The organism is Nocardioides sp., from assembly GCF_036267815.1.
Lineage (GTDB): Bacteria > Actinomycetota > Actinomycetes > Propionibacteriales > Nocardioidaceae > Nocardioides.
In genome coordinates, this window is record NZ_DATAVI010000039.1 from 179,682 (window position 1) to 199,823 (window position 20,142).

Annotated in this window: 19 protein-coding genes; 7 read left to right on the forward strand and 12 right to left on the reverse strand. The window is 68.9% G+C overall.

Annotated elements, in window-relative coordinates; translation table 11 throughout:
* The first annotated feature begins 143 nt into the window (after positions 1-143).
* On the forward strand, positions 144-935 hold the full coding sequence (locus VHW64_RS08570) for a hypothetical protein (protein WP_329650108.1): 792 nt from the start codon (positions 144-146) through the stop codon (positions 933-935).
* A gap of 374 nt (positions 936-1,309) precedes the next feature.
* Here VHW64_RS08570 and VHW64_RS08575 read toward each other — a convergent pair whose 3' ends face one another.
* Positions 1,310-1,612: a hypothetical protein gene (locus VHW64_RS08575; protein ID WP_329650109.1), complete on the reverse strand. Its 303-nt coding sequence runs from the start codon at positions 1,610-1,612 to the stop codon at positions 1,310-1,312.
* A gap of 12 nt (positions 1,613-1,624) precedes the next feature.
* On the reverse strand, positions 1,625-3,319 hold the full coding sequence (locus tag VHW64_RS08580; RefSeq protein ID WP_329650110.1) for a sodium:solute symporter family protein: 1,695 nt from the start codon (positions 3,317-3,319) through the stop codon (positions 1,625-1,627).
* A gap of 146 nt (positions 3,320-3,465) precedes the next feature.
* Between VHW64_RS08580 and VHW64_RS08585 the strand changes: the two genes are divergently transcribed.
* Entirely contained in the window at positions 3,466-4,227 is a 762-nt protein-coding gene (locus VHW64_RS08585; protein WP_329650111.1) for a glucose 1-dehydrogenase, read from the forward strand.
* 35 nt (positions 4,228-4,262) lie between these two features.
* On the opposite strand, the gene VHW64_RS08590 is transcribed toward VHW64_RS08585, so the two are convergent.
* The gene (locus VHW64_RS08590; RefSeq protein WP_329650112.1) at positions 4,263-4,412 is read right to left on the reverse strand and encodes a hypothetical protein; all 150 of its coding nucleotides are present in this window, start codon (positions 4,410-4,412) and stop codon (positions 4,263-4,265) included.
* A gap of 52 nt (positions 4,413-4,464) precedes the next feature.
* Here VHW64_RS08590 and VHW64_RS08595 point away from each other — a divergent pair, with 52 nt between their 5' ends.
* Positions 4,465-4,821 (forward strand): hypothetical protein, encoded by a 357-nt coding sequence (locus tag VHW64_RS08595; protein ID WP_329650113.1) that lies wholly within the window; start codon positions 4,465-4,467, stop codon positions 4,819-4,821.
* 36 nt (positions 4,822-4,857) lie between these two features.
* Here the strand turns inward: VHW64_RS08595 and VHW64_RS08600 are convergent, their stop codons facing one another.
* The 7 genes from VHW64_RS08600 to VHW64_RS08630 all read right to left on the reverse strand — a co-directional run bounded on the left by VHW64_RS08600 (position 4,858) and on the right by VHW64_RS08630 (position 9,325).
* Positions 4,858-5,076: a hypothetical protein gene (locus VHW64_RS08600; protein WP_329650114.1), complete on the reverse strand. Its 219-nt coding sequence runs from the start codon at positions 5,074-5,076 to the stop codon at positions 4,858-4,860.
* A gap of 4 nt (positions 5,077-5,080) precedes the next feature.
* Positions 5,081-5,878 (reverse strand): hypothetical protein, encoded by a 798-nt coding sequence (locus VHW64_RS08605; protein WP_329650189.1) that lies wholly within the window; start codon positions 5,876-5,878, stop codon positions 5,081-5,083.
* Between the two features lie 11 nt (positions 5,879-5,889).
* Positions 5,890-6,384, reverse strand: a complete 495-nt coding sequence (locus VHW64_RS08610; protein ID WP_329650115.1) for an Lrp/AsnC family transcriptional regulator — start codon at positions 6,382-6,384, stop codon at positions 5,890-5,892.
* A 156-nt stretch (positions 6,385-6,540) separates the two neighbouring features.
* Positions 6,541-7,023 (reverse strand): SRPBCC domain-containing protein, encoded by a 483-nt coding sequence (locus tag VHW64_RS08615; RefSeq protein ID WP_329650116.1) that lies wholly within the window; start codon positions 7,021-7,023, stop codon positions 6,541-6,543.
* Positions 7,020-7,361: a metalloregulator ArsR/SmtB family transcription factor gene (locus VHW64_RS08620; RefSeq protein WP_329650117.1), complete on the reverse strand. Its 342-nt coding sequence runs from the start codon at positions 7,359-7,361 to the stop codon at positions 7,020-7,022. Before VHW64_RS08620 ends, VHW64_RS08615 begins: the two co-directional genes overlap by 4 nt.
* A gap of 31 nt (positions 7,362-7,392) precedes the next feature.
* Positions 7,393-8,262 (reverse strand): cation diffusion facilitator family transporter, encoded by an 870-nt coding sequence (locus VHW64_RS08625; RefSeq protein ID WP_329650190.1) that lies wholly within the window; start codon positions 8,260-8,262, stop codon positions 7,393-7,395.
* Between the two features lie 76 nt (positions 8,263-8,338).
* Entirely contained in the window at positions 8,339-9,325 is a 987-nt protein-coding gene (locus VHW64_RS08630) for a hypothetical protein (protein WP_329650118.1), read from the reverse strand.
* Between the two features lie 496 nt (positions 9,326-9,821).
* Between VHW64_RS08630 and VHW64_RS08635 the strand changes: the two genes are divergently transcribed.
* Positions 9,822-10,769, forward strand: coding sequence for an aminoglycoside phosphotransferase family protein (locus VHW64_RS08635; RefSeq protein WP_329650119.1), 948 nt, complete (start codon positions 9,822-9,824; stop codon positions 10,767-10,769).
* Positions 10,770-11,000: 231 nt separating this feature from the next.
* Positions 11,001-11,612 (forward strand): hypothetical protein, encoded by a 612-nt coding sequence (locus VHW64_RS08640; protein ID WP_329650120.1) that lies wholly within the window; start codon positions 11,001-11,003, stop codon positions 11,610-11,612.
* Between the two features lie 827 nt (positions 11,613-12,439).
* On the opposite strand, the gene VHW64_RS08645 is transcribed toward VHW64_RS08640, so the two are convergent.
* Positions 12,440-13,096: a DUF6766 family protein gene (locus tag VHW64_RS08645; protein WP_329650121.1), complete on the reverse strand. Its 657-nt coding sequence runs from the start codon at positions 13,094-13,096 to the stop codon at positions 12,440-12,442.
* A gap of 1,521 nt (positions 13,097-14,617) precedes the next feature.
* Between VHW64_RS08645 and VHW64_RS08650 the strand changes: the two genes are divergently transcribed.
* Positions 14,618-16,126: an MFS transporter gene (locus tag VHW64_RS08650; protein ID WP_329650122.1), complete on the forward strand. Its 1,509-nt coding sequence runs from the start codon at positions 14,618-14,620 to the stop codon at positions 16,124-16,126.
* A 399-nt stretch (positions 16,127-16,525) separates the two neighbouring features.
* On the opposite strand, the gene VHW64_RS08655 is transcribed toward VHW64_RS08650, so the two are convergent.
* Entirely contained in the window at positions 16,526-18,484 is a 1,959-nt protein-coding gene (locus VHW64_RS08655; RefSeq protein ID WP_329650123.1) for an aconitate hydratase, read from the reverse strand.
* Between the two features lie 726 nt (positions 18,485-19,210).
* On the opposite strand from VHW64_RS08655, the gene VHW64_RS08660 reads away from it, so the two are divergent.
* The gene (locus tag VHW64_RS08660) at positions 19,211-19,915 is read left to right on the forward strand and encodes a GAF and ANTAR domain-containing protein (RefSeq protein WP_329650124.1); all 705 of its coding nucleotides are present in this window, start codon (positions 19,211-19,213) and stop codon (positions 19,913-19,915) included.
* Positions 19,916-20,142: the final 227 nt, after the last annotated feature.

The following is a 20,142-nucleotide window of genomic DNA, read 5'->3' on the forward strand; positions in this document are numbered from 1 at the left end:
TCGGGGAGCGCATCGGCTCGGTCAAGGCCGCCAACGTCGTGCTGGCATGGACGACCTCCCGCAGTCCGAGGTGGCCAAAGCGCTCAAGACCGACGTCGAGGCCCGGTTGGCCGAGGAGCTGACGGCGCTCTAGGTTCACCGGGGTGACCGACCTGAGCAGGTACGACGACTGGCTGGCCTGGCTGCGATCGACCGGCGAGAGCGATCCCGACGTGCGCGCGGTGTTCGTGGCGGGCTCCGCCGTGACCGGTGGCTACGACGTGCACTCCGACCTCGACGTCGAGGTGCTGGCGACTCCCGGCGAGGCCGTCGCCGTCTACCGCAGGCTCCTCGTCGCCGCGCGGCGCGACTTCGAGGTGCACCAGGTCTGGGAGCTGCCCGAGGCGACGTACCCCGACGGCCGGCAGGCCTTCCTCAACCTCACCCCCGACGCCGGTGACATGTCGCGGCCGACCAGGATCATCGACCTGCACGTCTCCGACCTCGCCGACCAGCACCGGCTGGTCGACGAGCGCCGCCACGGCACGCCGTACCTCATCCACGACCCCGAGGGTCTGGTCGGACTGCGCCACGACGACGAGGAGGCGATGTCCAGGGCACGGCACGAGGCCGTCGAGCAAGCCGCCCAGCGCCGGCCGACCGCCCAGTGGCTGGTCAACCGCGCGATCGCCCGCGGCGACGCCGTCGAGGCGAACGCGTTCCACTTCGGCTACGGCGTCACGCCTCTGGTGCGGCTGCTGCGCATCCGACACTGCCCCGCGCGACACGACTTCGGCCTGCGCTACCTGCGCACCGACCTGCCACCGGGGTACGCCGATCGCGTCGCCGCCCTCCTCAGCGGCGACGACCTCCACGCGCGCTCCGACGCGACGTTCGCCTGGCAGGACCAGCTGCTCGCCGAGCTGCTCCCGGGCCTGGAAGGGCTCACCGTCTGATCCGGACGTCCTCCGTACCCGAGGTTGTCCGACCGGAAGCATCCACCCCACCCGTCACCGAGTCGTCATATGACGACTCGGCGTGATCTCGACGTACTTATGTGCCGACTCGCCGAGGTCAACGTCGGCGGACGGTGACGACCTCACACCTGGTGCAGCACGTGCTTGCCGCCGGCGATGGTGCCTCCGCACCAGACCTCGTCCCGGGTGCCCTCGGCGGAGGTGCCGCGCAGGCCGTCCGGATCCACGGTGGCCTAGCCCTAGCACCGCCCCAGCCCTTCCGCCGAGTCGTCACATGACGACTCGGCGTGATTTCGACGTACTTCTGCGCCGGGTCGGCGTGATTTCGACGTACTTCTGGGCCGGGTCGGCGCTCAGTCGACGCCACCGGCCCCTCCGCCGTCGTCCGTGCCGCGTCCCGCTGCCTCGTCGACGGCGCGCTTGTCGGACTCCAGCTCCGCTTCGTCGACGACGATCGGGCGGGTCACCGCCCACACGATCATCAGCGCTCCGAAGACGAGCAGGACCAGGCCCACCCAGAGGTTGGCGTTGATGCCGTCGGACTTCGCCTTGTCGGCGTCGGAGGTGGCGAACGACGCCAGGACCAGGATCACGCCGTACAGGAACATCAACGCGCCGATGATGGTGCGGACGTCGAACAGGCTGGTCTTCTTCATCTCGCCTCCCTCCTAGCGGAAGAGCAGGTTGAGGATGATGACCATCACCAGCGAGACGCCGGCGAGCTTGGTCGGGGACGTGTACCAGTGACCCGCGTGGTCGTCGAGCAGGTCTTCCTTGGGCGTGAGGGAGTAGACGAGCCCGCGCAGCTGCGACTCCTCCTTCGGCTGGGTCGCCATGGTCACCACGACGCTGACGGCGATGTCGACGACGAACGCCGCCCCGGCCGCCACGAAGCTGGCACCCTGCCCGCTGAGGTGGATCGTGCCGGTGCTCACCGAGCCGAGCGTGCCCTCGGAGAGGATCGCGACGACCACGGCGGCCACCGTGCCCGAGACGAGCCCGGTCCAGCCGGCCGCCGACGACATCCGCTTCCAGAACATGCCCAGGATGAACGTCGCGAACAACGGCGCGTTGAAGAACCCGAACAGGGTCTGGAGGTAGTTCATCATGTTCGGGAACTGGCTGGCGAAGTACGACGTGCCGATCGCGAGCGCGGTGGCGGCGAGGGTGGCCCAGCGGCCGAACGACGTGTACCAGTGGTCGGGCTTGTCGCGCTGGATGTAGGTCTGCCAGATGTCGTAGCTCATCACGGTGTTGAACGCCGAGATGTTGGCCGCCATCCCCGCCATGAACGCTGCCAGCATGCCGGCGATCGCCACGCCCAGCAGGCCGTTGGGCAGCAGCTGCTTCATCAGCAGCAGCAACGAGTCGTTGTAGGTGATGCCCCCGGCCCCGGTCGTCTTGCCCTCGTGCTTCATCTGCGCCAGCGGCGTGACGAGCACGGCGGCGAGCATGCCGGGGACGATGATGATGAACGGGAGCAACATCTTGGGGAACGAGCCGATGATCGGCGCCCGGCGGGCCGAGTTCATGTTCTTGGATGCCATCGCCCGCTGCACCTCGACGAAGTTCGTCGTCCAGTAGCCGAAGGACAGGACGAAGCCGAGGCCGAACACGATCCCGACCACCGACCAGAACGACGAGGTGAAGGCCGTGAGGTCGGTGCCGGGCCAGGACTTGGTCTGGGCTCCCGTGCCGGCCTTGTCCATCGCGTCGGTGAGCCCGTTCCAGCCGCCGATCTTGTGCAGGGCGATGTAGGTCAGCGGCAGCAACGCCGCGACGATCACGAAGAACTGGAGCACCTCGTTGTAGATCGCCGCCGACAGCCCGCCGAGGGTGATGTAGGAGAGCACGATGATCGCGGCGGCCACCGTGGAGACCCAGATGCTCCAACCCAGCAGCGCGTTGACGATCGTGGCGAGCAGGTAGAGGTTGACCCCCGCGATCAGCACCTGCGCCAGCGCGAAGCTGATGCTGTTGACCAGGTGTGCCGCGGGACCGAAGCGTCGGAGCATGTACTCCGGCACCGAGCGCACCTTGGAGCCGTAGTAGAACGGCATCATCACCACGGCGAGGAAGAGCATCGCCGGGATCGCGCCGATCCAGTAGTAGTGGAACGTCGGCATGCCGTACTCGGCGCCGTTGGCGGACATGCCCATGATCTCGACCGCGCCGAGGTTCGCGCTGATGAAGGCGAGCCCGGTCACCCACGCCGGCAGCGAGCGCCCCGACAGGAAGAAGTCGATGCTGCTCGAGACCGAGGCTCGCGCGGTGAGACCGATGCCCAGCACGAAGACGAAGTACAGCGCGATCAGGAGGTAGTCGACCCAGTTCGCGTCCATCCGCAGGATCGACGACGCCATGGCTTCCAAGGCAGACCTCCTGAAGTCATCCGTGGACGCGCCGCACGCTGCTCCCCGCCCACGGGGCGGACGGGGACGCCGAGCCCACGTGTCGTAGTACCCCAGACCGGGCGGGCCGAAACCGCGGGCGCCCCTACGATGCCGCCATGCCCTCCTTGGACCTGTTCGGCCTCGACGGCCGCGTCGCGATCGTGACCGGCGCCTCCTCAGGTCTGGGTGTCGCGTTCGCCCAGGCCCTGGCCGAGGCCGGCGCGGACGTCGTTCTCGGAGCGCGCCGGGCAGAGCGGCTCGCCAGCACGGCCGACCTGGTCGAAGGCGCCGGACGACGGGCACTCGCGGTCCGCACCGACGTGTCCGACCCGGCCGCGTGCAGCGCCCTCGTCGAGGCTGCGATGGCGTCCTTCGGGCGGGTCGACGTGCTCGTGAACAACGCGGGCGTCGGGACCGCCGTACCCGCGACGCACGAGACGCCGGAGCAGTTCCGGTCGGTGATCGACGTCAACCTCAACGGGTGCTACTGGATGGCGCAGGCGTGCGGCCGGGTGATGCTGCCGGGCTCGGCGATCGTCAACGTCTCGTCCGTGCTCGGGCTCACGACCGCCGGCCTTCCCCAGGCGGCGTACGCCTCGTCGAAGGCCGGCCTGATCGGGATGACCCGCGACCTGGCCCAGCAGTGGACGGGACGCAAGGGCATCCGCGTCAACGCCGTCGCGCCCGGGTTCTTCGCCTCGGAGATGACCGACCGGTATCCCGACGGCTACCTGGACGCGATGCTCCACCGGGTGCCCGCCGGGCGAGGCGGAGACGCCGCCGAGCTCGCCGCGACCGTGGTGTTCCTGGCCTCCGACGCAGCCGGCTACATCACCGGGCAGACCCTGGCTGTCGACGGGGGCATGACGATCACCTGACGCGGTCGACCCGCGCGGGCGACCCCGCGACCGTCCTAGTCGGTGGCCATCAGCAGGTAGCCGCACCAGGCCACGAACAGGACGAGCCCACCCAGGAACAGCCAGACGTACTCGAGCTCGAACCCGGCGGCGGTGGCCAGCACCAGAACGCCGCCGATGACCGCGCGACCAGAGGGAAGCTCCACGGGCCATAGGCTACCGGCCGGTCGACGCGCGCGCGTCGGGGAGGATGCCGTCATGCGCTCTCGTCTGTCGATCCGCTCCCGCCGCTCGCTGCTCTCGATCGCCTCGACCGACTCGGTCCTGTCGATCGGATCGGCCGGCTCGGTGCTCTCGGTCGGCTCCGTCGCGTCGTTCGCGTCCGTCGGCTCCGGGGCATCGGCGATGTCGCGGCTGAGCTTCGGCTCCTACCAGGCCGGGACCTCGATCCTGTCCGGACAGTCGGACGGCTCCGTGCTCTCGTGGCAGAGCACGAACGGTCTGATGACCCGCCGCGACGACGGGTCGCTCGAGCCCACGGCGACGGCGGTCGCCGCCGCCGTCGCCACGGCCTTCCTGGCGGTCGCCTGGCTCGCCGTACGCCGGTCCCGCTGACGGTCGCCACCGCGGGGAGGGAGGGCAGGTCGGGTCTCAGCGCCCCGAGGACCGCACGTCGAGGAGCAGGGCCACGACGAAGGCGGTCCCGACCCCCAGCCCCAGCAGCGCTGTCAGCACCGGTGCGTCGTAGCCACCCGCGACGACGAACCCCGCCCCGACCAGCAGGACGGTCGCGACGGCGACCGCGATCTTCCAGTCGTCACCGACCAGGAAGTCGTACCAGAACCTGCCGAAGCCCCTCAGCACGCGCATCGGCCTACCCCTGCGAGCCCGCCAGCGGAACGGCGCCCGCTCCCCGGGTGGGGCTCCGCAGCGCCCGGACCAGGCATCGGGTGAGGGCGAACCAGCCGGCGAGGATGACCAGGAGAGCGAGGTCGTGTCCCGGCCACGACAGGCTGTCACCGCTGCGACTGAAGATGCCCAGGCCGGCGATCGCCCAGAAGGTCCCGTATGTCGCCAGGAGCAGCCCGACGCCGTACTTCAGGGAGTTCTCGGGCACCTTGGTCAGCGGCGTGCGGACCACCAGTGCGAGAGCCAGGACGACGACGAGCGCTGCCGCGGCGCCGGCCACCGCCACCGGCACGTGGCCGGCGTTCACGCCGAAGGTGATCACGATGAACACCACCTCGACGCCCTCGAGGAAGACCCCCTTGAAGCTCACCACGAAGGAGAACCAGTCCAGGCCCAGCCGGGCCTCGGACGCGGCCCCTCGTGCCTGCGCCTCCTGCGCGGCGAAGATCGCCGACTCGTCGTGCATCGCCTTGCGTCCCGCGGAGCGCAGGACGGCCTTGCGCAGCCATTGGAGGCCGAAGACCAGCAGCAGGCTGCCGATCACGAGCTGGAGCGCCGCCCGGGGCAGCCAGGTCGTGAGTGCGTAGCCGGCGACGGCGGTGAACCCGGCGAGGCACACCAGAGCGGCGACGACACCCCACAGCGCCGAGCGCCAGCTGCGGGTCATCCCCATCGCCAGGACGATCGTCAGCGCCTCGACCATCTCGACGAGGGCCGCTGCGAACGTCGCGGCCGCGAGGCTCCAGACCGCGCTCGATCCCATGGTCACCTCGCTCAGCGCACTCCCCAGGCGTACTGCTGAAGCCGGGTCTCGAGGTAGGGCATGACCTGCACGGTCCCGCCTCCGACCAGCTCGCGGATGCGGCCGATCAGGGCGAGGAAGTGCTCGTCGCTGTCGGCCACGATCTCCAGCATGATGTCGAAGGCCCCGGCGACCAGGACGACGAAGTCGACCTCCGGGATCTCCGCCAGGGCGTCCGCGACCGGCCCGGGCCGTTCGACGGTGCGGATGGCGACCAGTGCCTCGTGGGAGAACCCCAGCTGGAGCGGGTCGGTCACGGCGACGATCTGGATCACGCCGTCGCGCCGCAGCCGCCCCACGCGGACGCGGACGGCGGCATCGGAGATCCCGACCTGGTCGGAGATGGTGGAGTAGGGGCAACGCCCGTCGTTCTGCAAGATGGCGATGATCGACTTGTCGAGCTCGTCGATCCGGGTGCTCGAGGCGATGTGGTCGCCTCGACCGGGCTGAGCCACCGGCTGGCTCATGCGTGGCCGCGCGCAAGCTCGTGGGGCATGGGTCGCTCCGGTGGTCGACTAGGTCTCGGGCAGGTCTCGGGCAGGGGGTGGGGTGTCAGGTACGGTCCACCCACCCTACGAGCCTTCGGGTCGGCGTGCTGGACGCCGCGCGAGTCCGAGGCCGGCTCAGGCCTGGGCGGTGAGCGTCCCCAGGTAGTCCGCGATGTTGTCGAAGTTGGACTCCAGCCCGTCGTACTTCGTCATCCGGTTGCGGCCGGTCTGGTCGGTGAACCGGAGCCGGTAGCTCAGGGCCGTGCGGCCGTCGACCTCGCTGAGCTCGACCGTCTCGACGGCGTCGGCGTCCGGCCACCCGTCGAAGTGCCACGTCGCGACGAGCCGCGTCGGGGGATCCAGCTCGAGGTAGGTGCCGCGGAAGGAGCACTCGACCCCGTCGGGGGTCACGAAGACGAAGTGGTACGCGCCTCCCACCCGCAGGTCGATCTCGCAGACCGTGACGGTCTCGTCGAACGGCGCGAAGGTCTGGCGGACGTGCTCCTCCTGGGTGAACACGTCGAAGACGAGGCCGATCGGAGCCTCGAAGTCACGCTTGTGGACGATCTCGAGGTCGTGGGGGAACTCCATGACCGACCGGTTCGGATGCGTTGTCACTGGTCGTCTCCTTGCTGTTGTAGGTCCATGAGATAGTCCGCGACGCGGTCGAACCGAGCGTCCAGCGCATGCTCGTACTTCGCCAGCCAGTCGTGGAACGGACGCAGCCGGGCCGGCTCGAGGCGGTACAGCCGGTGCCGGCCGGCCTGCCGACACCGGACCAGGCCCACCTCGCTGAGCACGCGGAGATGCTTGGAGACCTGCGGCTGGGGCATCGCCAGGTCGTCGACCAGGGTCCCGACGGCCTTCTCCCCGAGGATCAGCGCGTCCAGGATCTCGCGACGGCGGGACTCCGCGATGGCGTTGAAGACGTCCGAGGTCGTCGCGGAGCGAGGCATGGGGGCCATCATATTCCCATACAGGAATATGTCAATGGGCGGGCTCGTGGGTGGACTCGTGGTCGAGGTGGCTCGCCGGCTCGAACTGGAACGTCGAGTGCTCGACGTCGAAGTGCGCGGCCAGACACGTCTGCACGGCGTCGAGCAGCGCCGGCGTGTGGCCGTCGGTGAAGCAGTCGTCGTCGACCACGAGGTGGGCCGACAGGGTCGGCAGGCCGGAGGTGATGCTCCACGCGTGCAGGTCGTGGACGCCGCGGATGTGGTCGACGCCGAGGAGGTGGGCGCGCACCCCGGCGAGGTCGACGCCCTCTGGGGCCCCTTCGAGCAGGATGTGCCCCGAGTCGCGCAGCAATCCCCACGAGGCCTGGACCATCAGCGCGACGACCACGAGGGAGGCGACGGCATCCGCCTTCGCCCAGCCGGTGGTCACGATCACGACGCCGGCGACGACCGTGCCGATGAAGCCGTACAGGTCGGTCAGGATGTGGCGGTAGGCGCCCTTGACGTTCAGGCTGGACCGGTCGGCGCGGGCGATCAGCCAGGCGGCGAGGACGTTGACGGCACACCCCACCAGTGCCACCACGATCACCGGGCCGCCGGAGACGTCCGGATGCGGGCTCAGCAGCCGCCGAACGGCCTCGACCAGCACGACGCCGGAGACCACCAGCAGCGTCACGCCGTTGGCCGCGGCCGACAGGATCTCGGCGCGCTTGAGCCCGAAGGTCCAGCGCGAGCTCTCGGGGCGGGCGGCCAGGCGCATGGCCCACAGCGCCGCGCCGATCGCGCCGGCGTCGGAGAGCATGTGGCCGGCGTCCGAGAGCAGGGCCAGCGAGTTGGCCAGCACGGCCGCGACGATCTCGCCGACCATGAAGGCGGCCAGCAGCAGCAATGCGCACGCCAAGGAGCGGCGGTCGGCGTCGGCGGCGATCGCATGGTGGTGACCCTTCGAGCCCTCGAGATCGGACACGTCGAGGAGCCTAGTGCTGAGAGGTGTGAGGAGTGCTCGCGCCGGGTAAGTGACTCCCATGCGCCCAAGACTCGCCCTGCTGCTCGCCGCCCTGTCCACCGCCGTCGTCGTCGGTCTCGTCGTCGACGCGCCCGCCCAGGCCCGAGCCCACGCACCGGCGTACGACACCAACTGGCCGTGCACCGGCTGCTGAGCGGCGTACCCACAGCTCCAGCAGGAGCAGGGCGACGGCCACCGGAACCGTCGCCGGGAGGACGTCGACCACGAGGAACAGCGCGTCGAACGCCGCCGCACACAGCAGCACGACCAGGGCGCCCTGCCAGGGGCGGACCGTGCGGGAGAGCCGCAGGTCTGCGACCAGGACCGTGCCGAGAACAGCGGCGATGAACACGTCGCCGTAGCCGATCACGGCGGAGCCGAACACCACGACCTGGAGGTGTGGCAGGTGCGCCCCCGGCGTCGCGGCGTTCAGAGTGTCGTTGGGGCCCTGGAGGAGCTGGGCAGAGACGAGGATGGCGTCGAGGGTCGCCATGGTCACGATGCCGACCTTGAGCCACCCCGCGGGCGTCACCGTCGCGAGGTACGCCGCGAGGGTGGTCGCGCTCAGGGCGGTCAGCGCGGTCGCCGCGGCTTGGGCCGCGAGCCCCGAGTGGACCCCCCACGAGTAGCCGAGCAGAGCTGCGGCGATGACCAGACCGGCCAGCCAGGCGCTCGGCCGACCCATCCCGGCTCCATCGCGGCGCCCCTCCAGCAGCGCGACGATCGACGCCACGGCGAGCAGGGGGATGCCGATCACGGCCACCCAGGAGTAGGCGTGCGCCAGCCCCGGGTCCGCCGCCAGCACCGCGATCGTGCCCCCCAGCGACACCGGCATCACCCACGCCCAGATCCCGCCCCGGAGCCGCTGGACGGCGTGCGGCAGCCGCGGCCGCGGCCCGCACACGAGAGCGGCCTGCGTCAGGAGCAGGACCGCGTCGGAGGGCCAGAAGCCGAGCACATCCCGAGCCTAATAGGGGTGCATCGCCCGGTTTTCGGCCAGAGCGGTGTCGGTCGCCTGCGAGCCTCTTCGCGACGATCCGGTTTCGTGATCGATCGAGGAGGACGGGTGCTGTACCTGGGTGATGACTGGGCCGAGGCCGATCCGCACCTGTCAGGGCCGGCCACCGCGTCCAGCTCGACACCGCCCTCAGCGTGTCATCGCCGAGGTGGTGAACATGATCAGGGCCAACGAGCTCGTCGGCCACACTGGGCTTGCCCTCGCTCCACAACTCCGCCATGAAGCGACGCACGACCGCTTCGTTCTCCGGAACCATCGACGTCCCCCTCTGCCTCGACTTGAGCTCCAAGGGGCTCGCCGAAGACGTGGTAGCGGAACCCATCAGACCCACGCTCATAGCCGCTGTCCGGTGCACGCTCGTAGCCGATGAGCGGACATGCCCCGAGGGGAGAAACGCTGCGCGTGGCCGTGCTGCTCCTGGGTAGCCTGCCTGGCCATGAGCCTTGAGAGCGGTGAGCCATCGGAGGAGGTGCCGGACCTCGGCCCAGTACCACAGAGGCTGGCCGTCGATGTCGAGACCGTGAGGCGCCTAGTCGCAGACCAGTTCCCCCAGTGGGCCCACCTGTCCCTCACGCCGACTCGTACCCCCGGGTGGGACAACGTCACCTTCCGTCTCGCAGACGAGATGCTCGTGCGGCTACCCAGCGCCGCGGAGTACGCACTGGCAGTCGAGAAGGAGCAACGCTGGCTCCCCGAACTGGCCAGGCACCTCCCCACACTGATACCCGCACCGCTGGCCCGGGGCCTGCCCGGGGCCGGGTACCCGTTCCACTGGTCGATCTTCGGATGGCTCCCCGGCGAACCTGCTGCGCGGTCTGCGCTCGCCGACCCGATCGGGATCGCCGAGGACGTGGGCGACTTCGTCGAAGCCTTGCGGCGCGTCGATGCGACGGGCGGTCCGCAGCCCGGAGTCCACAACTGGTTCCGCGGCGGAACCTTGCGTACCTACGACGCGACGGCTCGCGGTGCCCTGGCTGAGCTCGAAGAGCACATCGACGTCGACTTGGCCGCTGCCGCGTGGGACGACGCCCTGGAAGCACGCTGGAACGGGGTGGATGTGTGGTTTCACGGCGACCTTGCGCCAGGAAATCTGCTTGTCGAACGAGGCAGGCTTGCCGCGGTCATCGACTTCGGAACCTGCGGCGTTGGCGACCCGTCCTGCGACCTCGCTGTTGCTTGGACACTGCTCGACCTCCCTGGCCGCCAGCTCCTACGCGAGCGTCTCGCCGTCGACGCCTCGACCTGGGCGAGAGGGCGCGGGTGGGCTCTGTGGAAGACGTTGCGCAACCTCGCCAACGCCGTGGAGGACCGAGACGAACGGTCGGAAGCTGAGGCGCGTCTGATCGTCGAGGCAATCCTCGAAGACCACGGCACCTCCACCTGACCAAGCCACAAGCGACCTGAACCCGACGACCGCACGTCACTGTGTGCGCGACTCCGCCGATGAGCGGGCGAGCATGCCGATGTGTGGGGCTTGGCCATGCCGAGCAGTGGTGGCCTGTGCGCGCCCCTGACGGTCACGGAGCACTGACCGCGCCTTGACTCCTGGCTTCCGATTGCTCGCCGTGGTTCGCTGTGCTTTCACCCGTCCTGCGCCGCTCGTCAGGAGACCTCGATGCACCTGTCCCGCCGCGTTCGAAGCGTCTGCGTCGCTGCCTGCGTCGCTGCTCTGATGGCTGCTACCGGCGCCATCACCTACGCCGCCACTGCTGCGAAGTCGAAACCGTCCGACACCTACGCGGCGGCCTGCGCGAACACCCACCACAAGCTGCGCCTGGTCAGCTCCGGTGCCTGTCCCAAGGGTTACTCATCCATCAAGCTCGCTGTCGCCCCCACCCCGCTGGCGGTGAGCGCGACGAGCGCCAAGAAGCACGCGACGGTCGGCAACTTCACCTTCACCGCATCCTGCTTCAACGACATGGGCGGCCAGCACGCGGTGCTGCAATTGACCAGCCCCAGGCGCTACGTCGTACAGGGCAACGACGTTCTGGTCACGAACAGCAGCGGAAGCTTCAGCTTTCCGAACGGCGTGGGGCAAGACGGAGCAGGACTGATCAGCTTCGCTGCATCCACGCAGCTATCGTCGGACTTCCGTTTGGTCAACGACGCGGGCGTGACCGGCAACCTTGTCATCATCCAGTCAGGGCACACCCTCACCCTCACGTTCGCGCTGTTCGCCTACGGCACCAGCTGCTCGGTCCAAACCCAGATCACGCCGAGCAGATGAAGACCTGATCCGGATGACGACGCACCACCGTGAAAGGGACCTACCGGTCGGAGGGTCACCTGGAGGACCTCGGCCGCGCCGAAGTCGACGGACCGGGTCGGGCTCGATGTAGTGGTGCCAGGTGATCACGGTCGAGGTGTGGCCCAGGTGGGTCGCTGCCGCGTCGATGCCGAGCCCGCGGGCCAGCACGGCTGCGCCGGTACCCCGGTGCCACCTCGGCTGATCCCGGAGTCCGCCAGACCTGCCAGAGGAACTCCCGGAAGGTCCGACGCAAGGTCCAGGCGATCAGAGCGGCGGCAGCCCTCTGGAGGCGCGAGCCGCGACCGGGTGGGGTCGAAGCCGGACGACAAGGTCCGCCACATCGTCGGGGTCATGGCAGGCACCGAGATGAGGCCGGGCGAGGTCCTGGGCCCGCGTCCCGTGGACATCTTCAGACGGGAGCAACGGCATGGTCGTCCACGTGCGTGGCACCGTGATCCAGTGCTTGACCTCGCGGCCGTGATGATCCGACGTCGGTTGTCCGAGATGACCCCCGACCAGTCCGTGCGGACGATCTCTGCCAACCGGTCCGGGTGAGCCCGCCGGAACCGCGCTGATGGCTCGCCTTCGCCTGGCCGAGGGGTGGAGTCCCACCCAGGGGTCGGAACGCTCACCGCAGCCCTCACAGTCGCGCTCGTGACGTAACACCGTCATTGCTTCGTTGGTGCAGCGTGATCACGCTGCGCAGAAATTCTCCTGGCATGCGTGCGCCGCCGCATAGAAGCGATCCGCACCTCCAAAGAGCCCACGGCTTCCGTGGCCGACCCAGGGGCCCCCGGAGCCGTCGGTCAGTCGTTTGTCTCGCCGGTGGTGGCCTCGCTGGCGCCCAGCGGTTTGGACTCCGCCGACCTCTCCTCGCGAAGGAAGATGGTGAGGACGACGAAGACGAGGATCACCGCGAACTCCGCCTCCCACGTCTGGAAGTTCTCGAACCAGAACTGTGCGGAAGCGGCGTAGGCCGTCGGCGTCAACGGCCCTTGCCCCGCCAGGCTGCGCTGCTCGTTGTAGGCGGCGGCCCCCACGAAGAGGTGAGCCGTGAAGGCGAGCAGGAAGAAGGCGAAGAGCGCCAGGGACAGAGAATGCCGGCGTACCCAGGTGAACCGCCGTTCCTCGTCGGCCTCACGCTGCCTGTCTTCGGCATCCTCATGCTTCTCCTTGTCGGGATCACGGGAATGGGAGGCGCCCCGCTGATACAGCACGGCACCGGCAAGGACGAGCGTCGCCAACTGAAGGATGGCCGCCTGCCAGTTGACGGCCATGGCGTTGACGAAACCGCCCGAGGTCAGCCAGCTACCGACGCTCATCGCAGCCCGCCCTCGAGCGGCGAGCTGCTGGTTCGCCTCGTGGTAGCCGGTAACCGCCTGGCCCGCGAGCGCGGCCACGAAGAGGAGCCCAAACAGGATCGACATGCTGTTGTCACGCACGATCCGAGCAATCGACGACATAGGAGACCATCCCAGATGGGCAACCTGCCACGTACCCACCCCATCCCGGCTTACACATCGGAACTCGTCCCACCGGCTACCCGACCTTCAACCCACGGGGTACCTCACACCGCCGCGCATCGGCGCCATCCAAGCGCGCTCGGTGGCAACGGCCGTGGCCGCGGCCCGTGATCGACCCGGCGTGCCTGCCGAAGCGGTTGCTCCAAGTACCCGAATCGCTCGAGGCAGGTTTGCTACAACCCGCGGCGGGTACCCAGCGGTCACCAGGCTGCCTCTCCGTGTCACGCACCGGTCCAGCCTGAGGGGCTGCCCTCCGGATCACCGGACTTGACCTCGGGGGGCAGCCCCCGCGATAGCGCCCGCCTGACAGCCGCGCCCCCGCGCCGGTGGTGAGGCAGGGCGCAAAGCTCGGCAGCAGCGCTCCAGCGAAGTCGCACTTTCGCTACTTCGCCTTACAGTCCTGATGCAAGGCCCGCCGTCAGGGACTCTGGACGGCGGCCGTCGGCGTCGCGCCTTCGCACACCGCTGGCAGGATCTGCTCGCCCTAGAAGCGGGTCATCTCTTGGTGGTGCGGACCCATGTTCGCGACCGACAGCATGTCGTCGCCGGCGTCGGCAGCACCGGGGCCGGCTCGCCGGGGAGGCCGGAGTTTCGACCAGAGCCGGTGTGCGTGCTTCCAGCCCTCATCCGCGGTAGCCGCGAAGGCGACCTTCGCGCCGGCGTCTGCCGGCTTGCCGCCTGGTGCGTCCCGGAACCCTCGGACCATGTCGGCATCCGGGCCCGTGTTGAGGTAGCGGTCGCAGCTCCGGCCGCCGCGTCGATCGCCTTCGGCCCGAAGCCCCAGACGTAGATCTCGGGCGGTGTGGCGAGGAGGTCGTGGATCCGGGCGTGGTCGACGCGGTGGTGCTTGCCCTCCCAGGACACGACCTCGCCCGTCCGGAGCTGTCGGATCGGCGCTACAGCCTCCCCGAGCATCTCCCAGCGAGCGAAGGGGTCGTGGCACCATCAGCCCAGGCTCTGGCACGCAGCCGCATCATCCGGCCGACCGCGGACTCGACGACCTCGGTCGCATCGTCGATGACCAGCGGCCAGACACCCATGGAGTGGCGGAGCCTGGCCACGGGGTCGGGCCACGCTACGTCCACCCGGCGTCCGCATCGCACCCACCACCCACAGCGGAGGTGCCTGCACGTCCTGCTGCACTCGGCTCACACCAGCACGTGCCCCCGGTGCAGTCCAGGATGCTCCGAAGCCTGCCGTCCGTGCCCGGACGCATCCAGCGTCTTGCTCGAGGCCGTCAGCCGGGTCCGACTCGAAGCAGGGAACGCCGGTAGCCTGCCGAGCCAGTGGCATGCCGGGTGCGCAGCCCCCAGCAGCCACCGAGGCACGTGACCTCGTGGCGGCTACGTCGCCGACCACGTCCGACTCCACGGATGCGTCTTCGCCCATCAACCCGGCCAGCTCGACGGAACCGCCCCGCCACGCGGATTGCCAGCGGCCGGAGCGGGTACGGGCGGCGGTGTGAGCACCCGGCTTCGCGGCAGCTATGCGCTCGCGGTCCTCATCGTCTTGCTCGGGCTGTGCCCAGACCTCGTGCTGAGTACGTCGTTCCTGCCACTGAGCACGGTGCTCAGCGGAGCCCTGGGGGCCTCGCTCGCCTGGTTGCAGGTCGCCAACGGCCTCAGCAACGCGGCGTTCGCGGTCGGAGTCGTGGTGGCCGCGCAGTTGGCCCAGCGCCACCGCCAGCGGCCGCTCTTCCTGGGGTACGCCGCGACGTTCATGGGTGGCTCGGTGCTCGCAGCGGCTGCTTGGTCAACAGCACCGTTCCTGGTCGGCCGCGTACTCCAGGGCGGTGCGACCGGAATGATGATGATCTCGGCCCTGCCGCCGCTGATCACCCAGTTCGGCGTAGGACGGCTGGCGTTGACCGCAGGCATCGTCGACATCGGGCTCTTCGGCGCCACCACTCTCGGGCCGCTCGTGGGCGGGATCGCCGCGGGCCCTTGGTCCTGGCGCGCGCTGATGTGGGCCATCGCGGCCCTCGGCGCCCTCACTCTGGTCACGGCGTACGCCGGCTACCCGGAGCTGGACCCGGTCGACCGTGATGTCCAGCTGGACGGCTCCGCGCTGGCACTCACCGCCACGGCAGCCGTCCTGGTCTTCCTCTCGACGTCGTGGCTGAGCTCGACCTCGTGGTCGTCGTGGAGGTTCTGGGCTCCTTTCGTCCTCGGGCTCGGGACCCTGGCAGCTCTAGTCGTGCACCAGAGACGGCGCCCCGGAGCGCTCATGCCGGTGGGACCGCTGTCGACGCAGCTTCCCGTCACCGGCACCTTGGTGGCCATGGTGGCGGGCGCGACTTTCGTCACGGCGGTCGAGCTCGTACAGCTGTATCTGGCCGACGTGGCCGGTTCGTCGCCCTCTTCGGCCGGCGCGCTGTTCTGGTCGATGCCCGTTGGGCTGGTACCGGCAGCCGTACTGTTCGGCGTTCTCTTCACGACTCGCTACCTCCCCTACCTGGTGAACCTTGGCCTGCTGGCCTTGGTCGGAGGGTGCGCCGCGCTGCTCCTCCTGAGCGCTTCTGGTACGACAACGGTGGTGCCCTGGGCGGCGGCTCTGCTGGGCTTCGGGGCTGGAGCCACCGTGGCCCCTGGGCTGTTCCTAGCTGGCTTGGGAGTCAGTTCACAGCTCCTGGGGCGAGCCTTCGCGCTCGTTCAGCTGCTTCGGCTCGTCGCGACGTACTCCGTAGGACCGGTCGTGCTGTACCTCTCACAGCGCCAATCGGCGCCGTACGACGGAGTGCGAATCGGCATCTGGGTCACCCTCGCGCTGAGCGTGGGCGGCCTGCTCGCGTCCTTGGTCGTGCCGGCGGTATCGGGTGCCCGGCCGCACACGCCGGACCTCGAGGGGTGGCTAGAGCGCGGCGAGCGCGCATTGGCCTCCCCGGTGACTGCTGTCCACCTGCGCCCGGGGACGGAGGATGCGGAGGCACACCATCTCGTGCCGTCGGTGTTGCGGCGCCGGCGCAGGTGACAGTCCCGGGCGGGCGTTCAGCGCGCCTCGTCGGCGCCACCGGGGAGCACGAGGTGGCTCATCGGCAGGTGGTCGGGGGCAGGGTGGGATTCGGGTCATCTGTCTCGACACGATCGGGAGTGAGGCATCGGCGGCGAGCGATGACCCGCATCGGTGTCGGCCAGTCGTCGTTCGCGGCGTCCTCCCATGCCTGACCAACGGGCGCTGCCCGTCGTGACGGCGCGATATCCGCCGGGGATTGCGGCGGCACTGGCCGCAGTGCTGTTGCGCAAGCGCCCGACAGGATCCGGCTGCCGGGAATGCCGGTCAGCACGGCCCGCGGTCACGCCCCTCGTGGTGACCGACCGCCTGGGCCTGCGGATTGACCACCTCCATTCGCACAGCTCCCGGCTTCGCCCGCTACTGGCGGTGCTTCGCCAACCAGGGGACGAGTCCACCGGCGAGCAGCACATCGGCCTGCCGCGGTGACAGTCGGTGTCGCACCCGAACCTCGGTCTCCTGGCTGACGTTCCGCACCGTCAGCCTGGCCTCGCTCGAGCCGAGGGCTTCCTGGATGCCCGACACCGACAGGACGTCGCCGACCTGGATCGCGTCATGATCGGTCTTGTCGACGAACTCCAGCGGCAGGATCCCGAAGTTCACCAGGTTCTGCCAGTGGATGCGCGCGTAGGACCCGGCAAGCACGACTCGCAGTCCGAGATGGCGAGGCGCGATCGCAGCATGTTCCCGTGAGGACCCCTGCCCGTAGTTCGAGCCGGCGACGATCACGTGCCCGGTGGCCTGGGCCTTCATAGCCTGCGCTGGGTAGTGCGGGTCGATGTCTCGGAACGCGAACTCAGCCAGCTTGGGGATGTTGCTGCGGAACGGGAGCGCCTCGGCGCCGGCCGGCATGATCGTGTCGGTCGAGACGTCGTCGTCCACCTTGACCAGCACCGGTGCCTCGACCTGGTCGGGGAACGGGTCGAGCTCAGGCAGCTCACCGATGTTCGAACCCTTGACCAGCACGACCCCCGCCGCCTCGGACGCCGGGAGAGGGGGCTCCAACATGGCCGTGTTGACGCTCGAGTCTGCTGGCAGGTCAAGAGCTGGGAAGGCGATCCCGAGCGTCTCGGGAAGAGTTCGCGGATCGGTGATCACGCCGGTCAGGGCCGAGGCCGCCGCGGTCTCCGGGGAACACAGGTAGACGTGGTCGTCGGCAGTGCCCGATCGTCCGGGAAAGTTGCGCGGCATCGTGCGCAGGCTGTTGCCGCTGCTGGTCGGAGACTGACCCATCCCGATGCAGCCCAGGCAGCCCGACTGGTGCAGTCGCGCCCCGGCCGCGACGAGGTCGAACGTCGCCCCCATCCGGGTCAGATCTTGCAGGATCTGACGCGAGGTGGGATTCACGTCGAACGACACCCTCGGGTCGGTCTGCTGGCCTCCTACGATCGCCGCCGCCATCGCGAAGTCGCGCAGCCCGGGGTTCGCCGACGAGCCGATCACGACCTGTTCGATCTCCGTGCCGGCGATCTCGGCCACCGCAACGACGTTTCCCGGCGAGCTCGGCGTCGCGATCAGCGGCTCCACTGCCGCCAGGTCGATCACGTCGTGCACGTCGTACTCCGCGCCCTGGTCGGCCACCAGGTCGACGAAGTCGTCGGCTCGCCCCTGCGAGCGCAGGAACTCTCTAACCTGCTGGTCGGAGGGGAAGACAGTACTGGTCGCGCCGAGCTCGGCTCCCATGTTGGCGATGACGTGTCGATCCATCGCAGTGAGCGTCTCGACGCCGGGACCGTAGTACTCGATCACCCGGTTGACCCCGCCCTTCACGCCGTGGCGGCGCAGCATCTCCAAGATCACGTCCTTGGCGCTGACCCAGGCAGGCAGCTGGTGGGTGAGGCGCACCCCCCAGATCTCCGGCATCCGCACGTAGACGGGCTCACCGGCGATGGCCCGGGCGACCTCGATCCCCCCGACCCCGATCGCGAGCATTCCCACGGAGCCGGCGGCAGGGGTGTGGCTGTCGCTGCCGACCAGAGTCTTGCCCGGTTGGCCGAACCGCTCCATGTGCGTCGGGTGTGAGACGCCATTTCCAGGTTTGGAGAACCACAGTCCGAACCTCCGGCACGCCGAACGCAGGAACTCGTGGTCCTCGGCGTTACGGCTGCCCGACTGCACCAGGTTGTGGTCGACGTACTGCACGGAAACCTCGGTCTTGGCTCGGTCGAGCTCCATCGCCTCCAACTCCAGCATCACCATCGTGCCCGTCGCATCCTGGGTGAGGGTCTGGTCGATCCGGATCCCGATCTCGGTGCCGGGTTCCGGCTCCCCCTCCACCAGGTGGGCCTCGATCAGCTTCTGCGCGACGTTGCGGGCCATCGCCTCTCCTCGTGTCCTCCGGCGTGCCTGTTCTTCCAGGTCGTACCCGGATTTCGATGACATGACCGGTCTCCGACCGGGTACGCCGCAGGGAGTGAGGATCGGCCCTCAGGTATCAGGGGGTCGTGCATGGGAACCGGTGCCGGAGACCGAGGAGGCTCTCGGGAGCTCATGGATCCGGACGAAAGCGATCTCTGAGAAGTGCTGGCAGACCTCGACCGACGAGCGCGTGCCATCGTGCCCGAGCGTGTCAGTCTCAGCCTACGGTCGCTCGTGTGCTCTCTGTGCTGCATTGATCATGACCGGGTCAGCCATCGAACGCCATCTCGGTCAGCTGCGTTCACGGCCGATCAGGGGCGGATCCGTCCGAGGTGCTCTTCTCGGCACCACCAAGCTGCCGCCGATCCGGCCTGCTGCGCATCGATGACGAAGACACGTCTGTGCTGGTTGGCCACGATGGCAACCGACAGCGTTCAGCCGAAGTAGGAGCAGACCAGCGAGCCCTTGACCACTAACCTGCCGAACTCGGGCCCCTCGTAAGGCCCCGGTCACGGCACGGACGCGCCATGGCGGAGGGGGCGTGCACGCGGATCGTGACTGGCCCTCCGACCAGGCGGGGTTTGGCGCCCGTGAGGAGTCGAGTACCGTTCCCTCAGAGTCGGCGATGTCGGTCAAGAAGTGGCCCGCGTTACTGCGCACCGTCTGGCCAACTTGAACGGATCCTTCATGTCGTTCGACACAGTGACGGCTGCGATCGCGTCGGCGGCTCGCAGGCTCAACGACGCCGACTCGTCTGTGGAAGCAACCCTAGAGGCGATCGCGTTCGCAGCTCGGGAGTCCATCCCCGGCTTCGACCTTGTGGGCATCTCAACTGTCGATGCCTACGGGAACGTCTCGACCCGGGCGGTCACCGATGCCCGAGTCTTGGAGTTCGACAACGTCCAGTACTGCCTCGGCGAAGGACCTTGCCTGGACGCCCTCGGCGCGGCACACGTGGTTTCGGTGCCCCGCCTACGTCAGGAAGAGCGGTGGTCACGCTACATCCCCCGAGTGGTGCAGATGGGGCTCCGGTCACAGTTGGCGGTCAAGCTCGGCCTCGACGAGAACGGGACCCTGGGTGGCATCAACCTCTACTCCACCATCAGCGACGACATCGAGCCCGAGGCCGAGTCGATCGCCGAGCTCTTCGCCATCCACGCCGCCACGAAGCTGGGAAGGGTCACCGAGGTCGACCAGCTCAACCGGGCCATGCACACCCGCAAGGTCATCGGGCAGGGCATCGGGATCCTGATGGAACGCTACGACATTCCCGAGGACAACGCCTTCCAGTTCCTCGTTCGCGCCTCGCAGGCCGACAACATCAAGGTCCGCGACATTGCCCAAAGGCTCGTCGACCAGATCAACGGACCCAGACCCGACATCGACGACTGACCCCGATCTTCGGCAAAGAAACGACCCCACCCGGTCAAGCCGAGCAGAGCCGCCCCCGGCACTTCGGACCGGCTACTTGAGCCGAAGCACCTCGCCGCCCGACCCGTCCATGGCCGGGAAGGCGGCTCCCTAGAACGTTACACATCACGGGGCCGCTGGTAAGGACGAGGGTCGCCGAGTATTGAATCGCCGGTCGGGCAGGGACCCCGTCGAGGCACGAGCTCTCA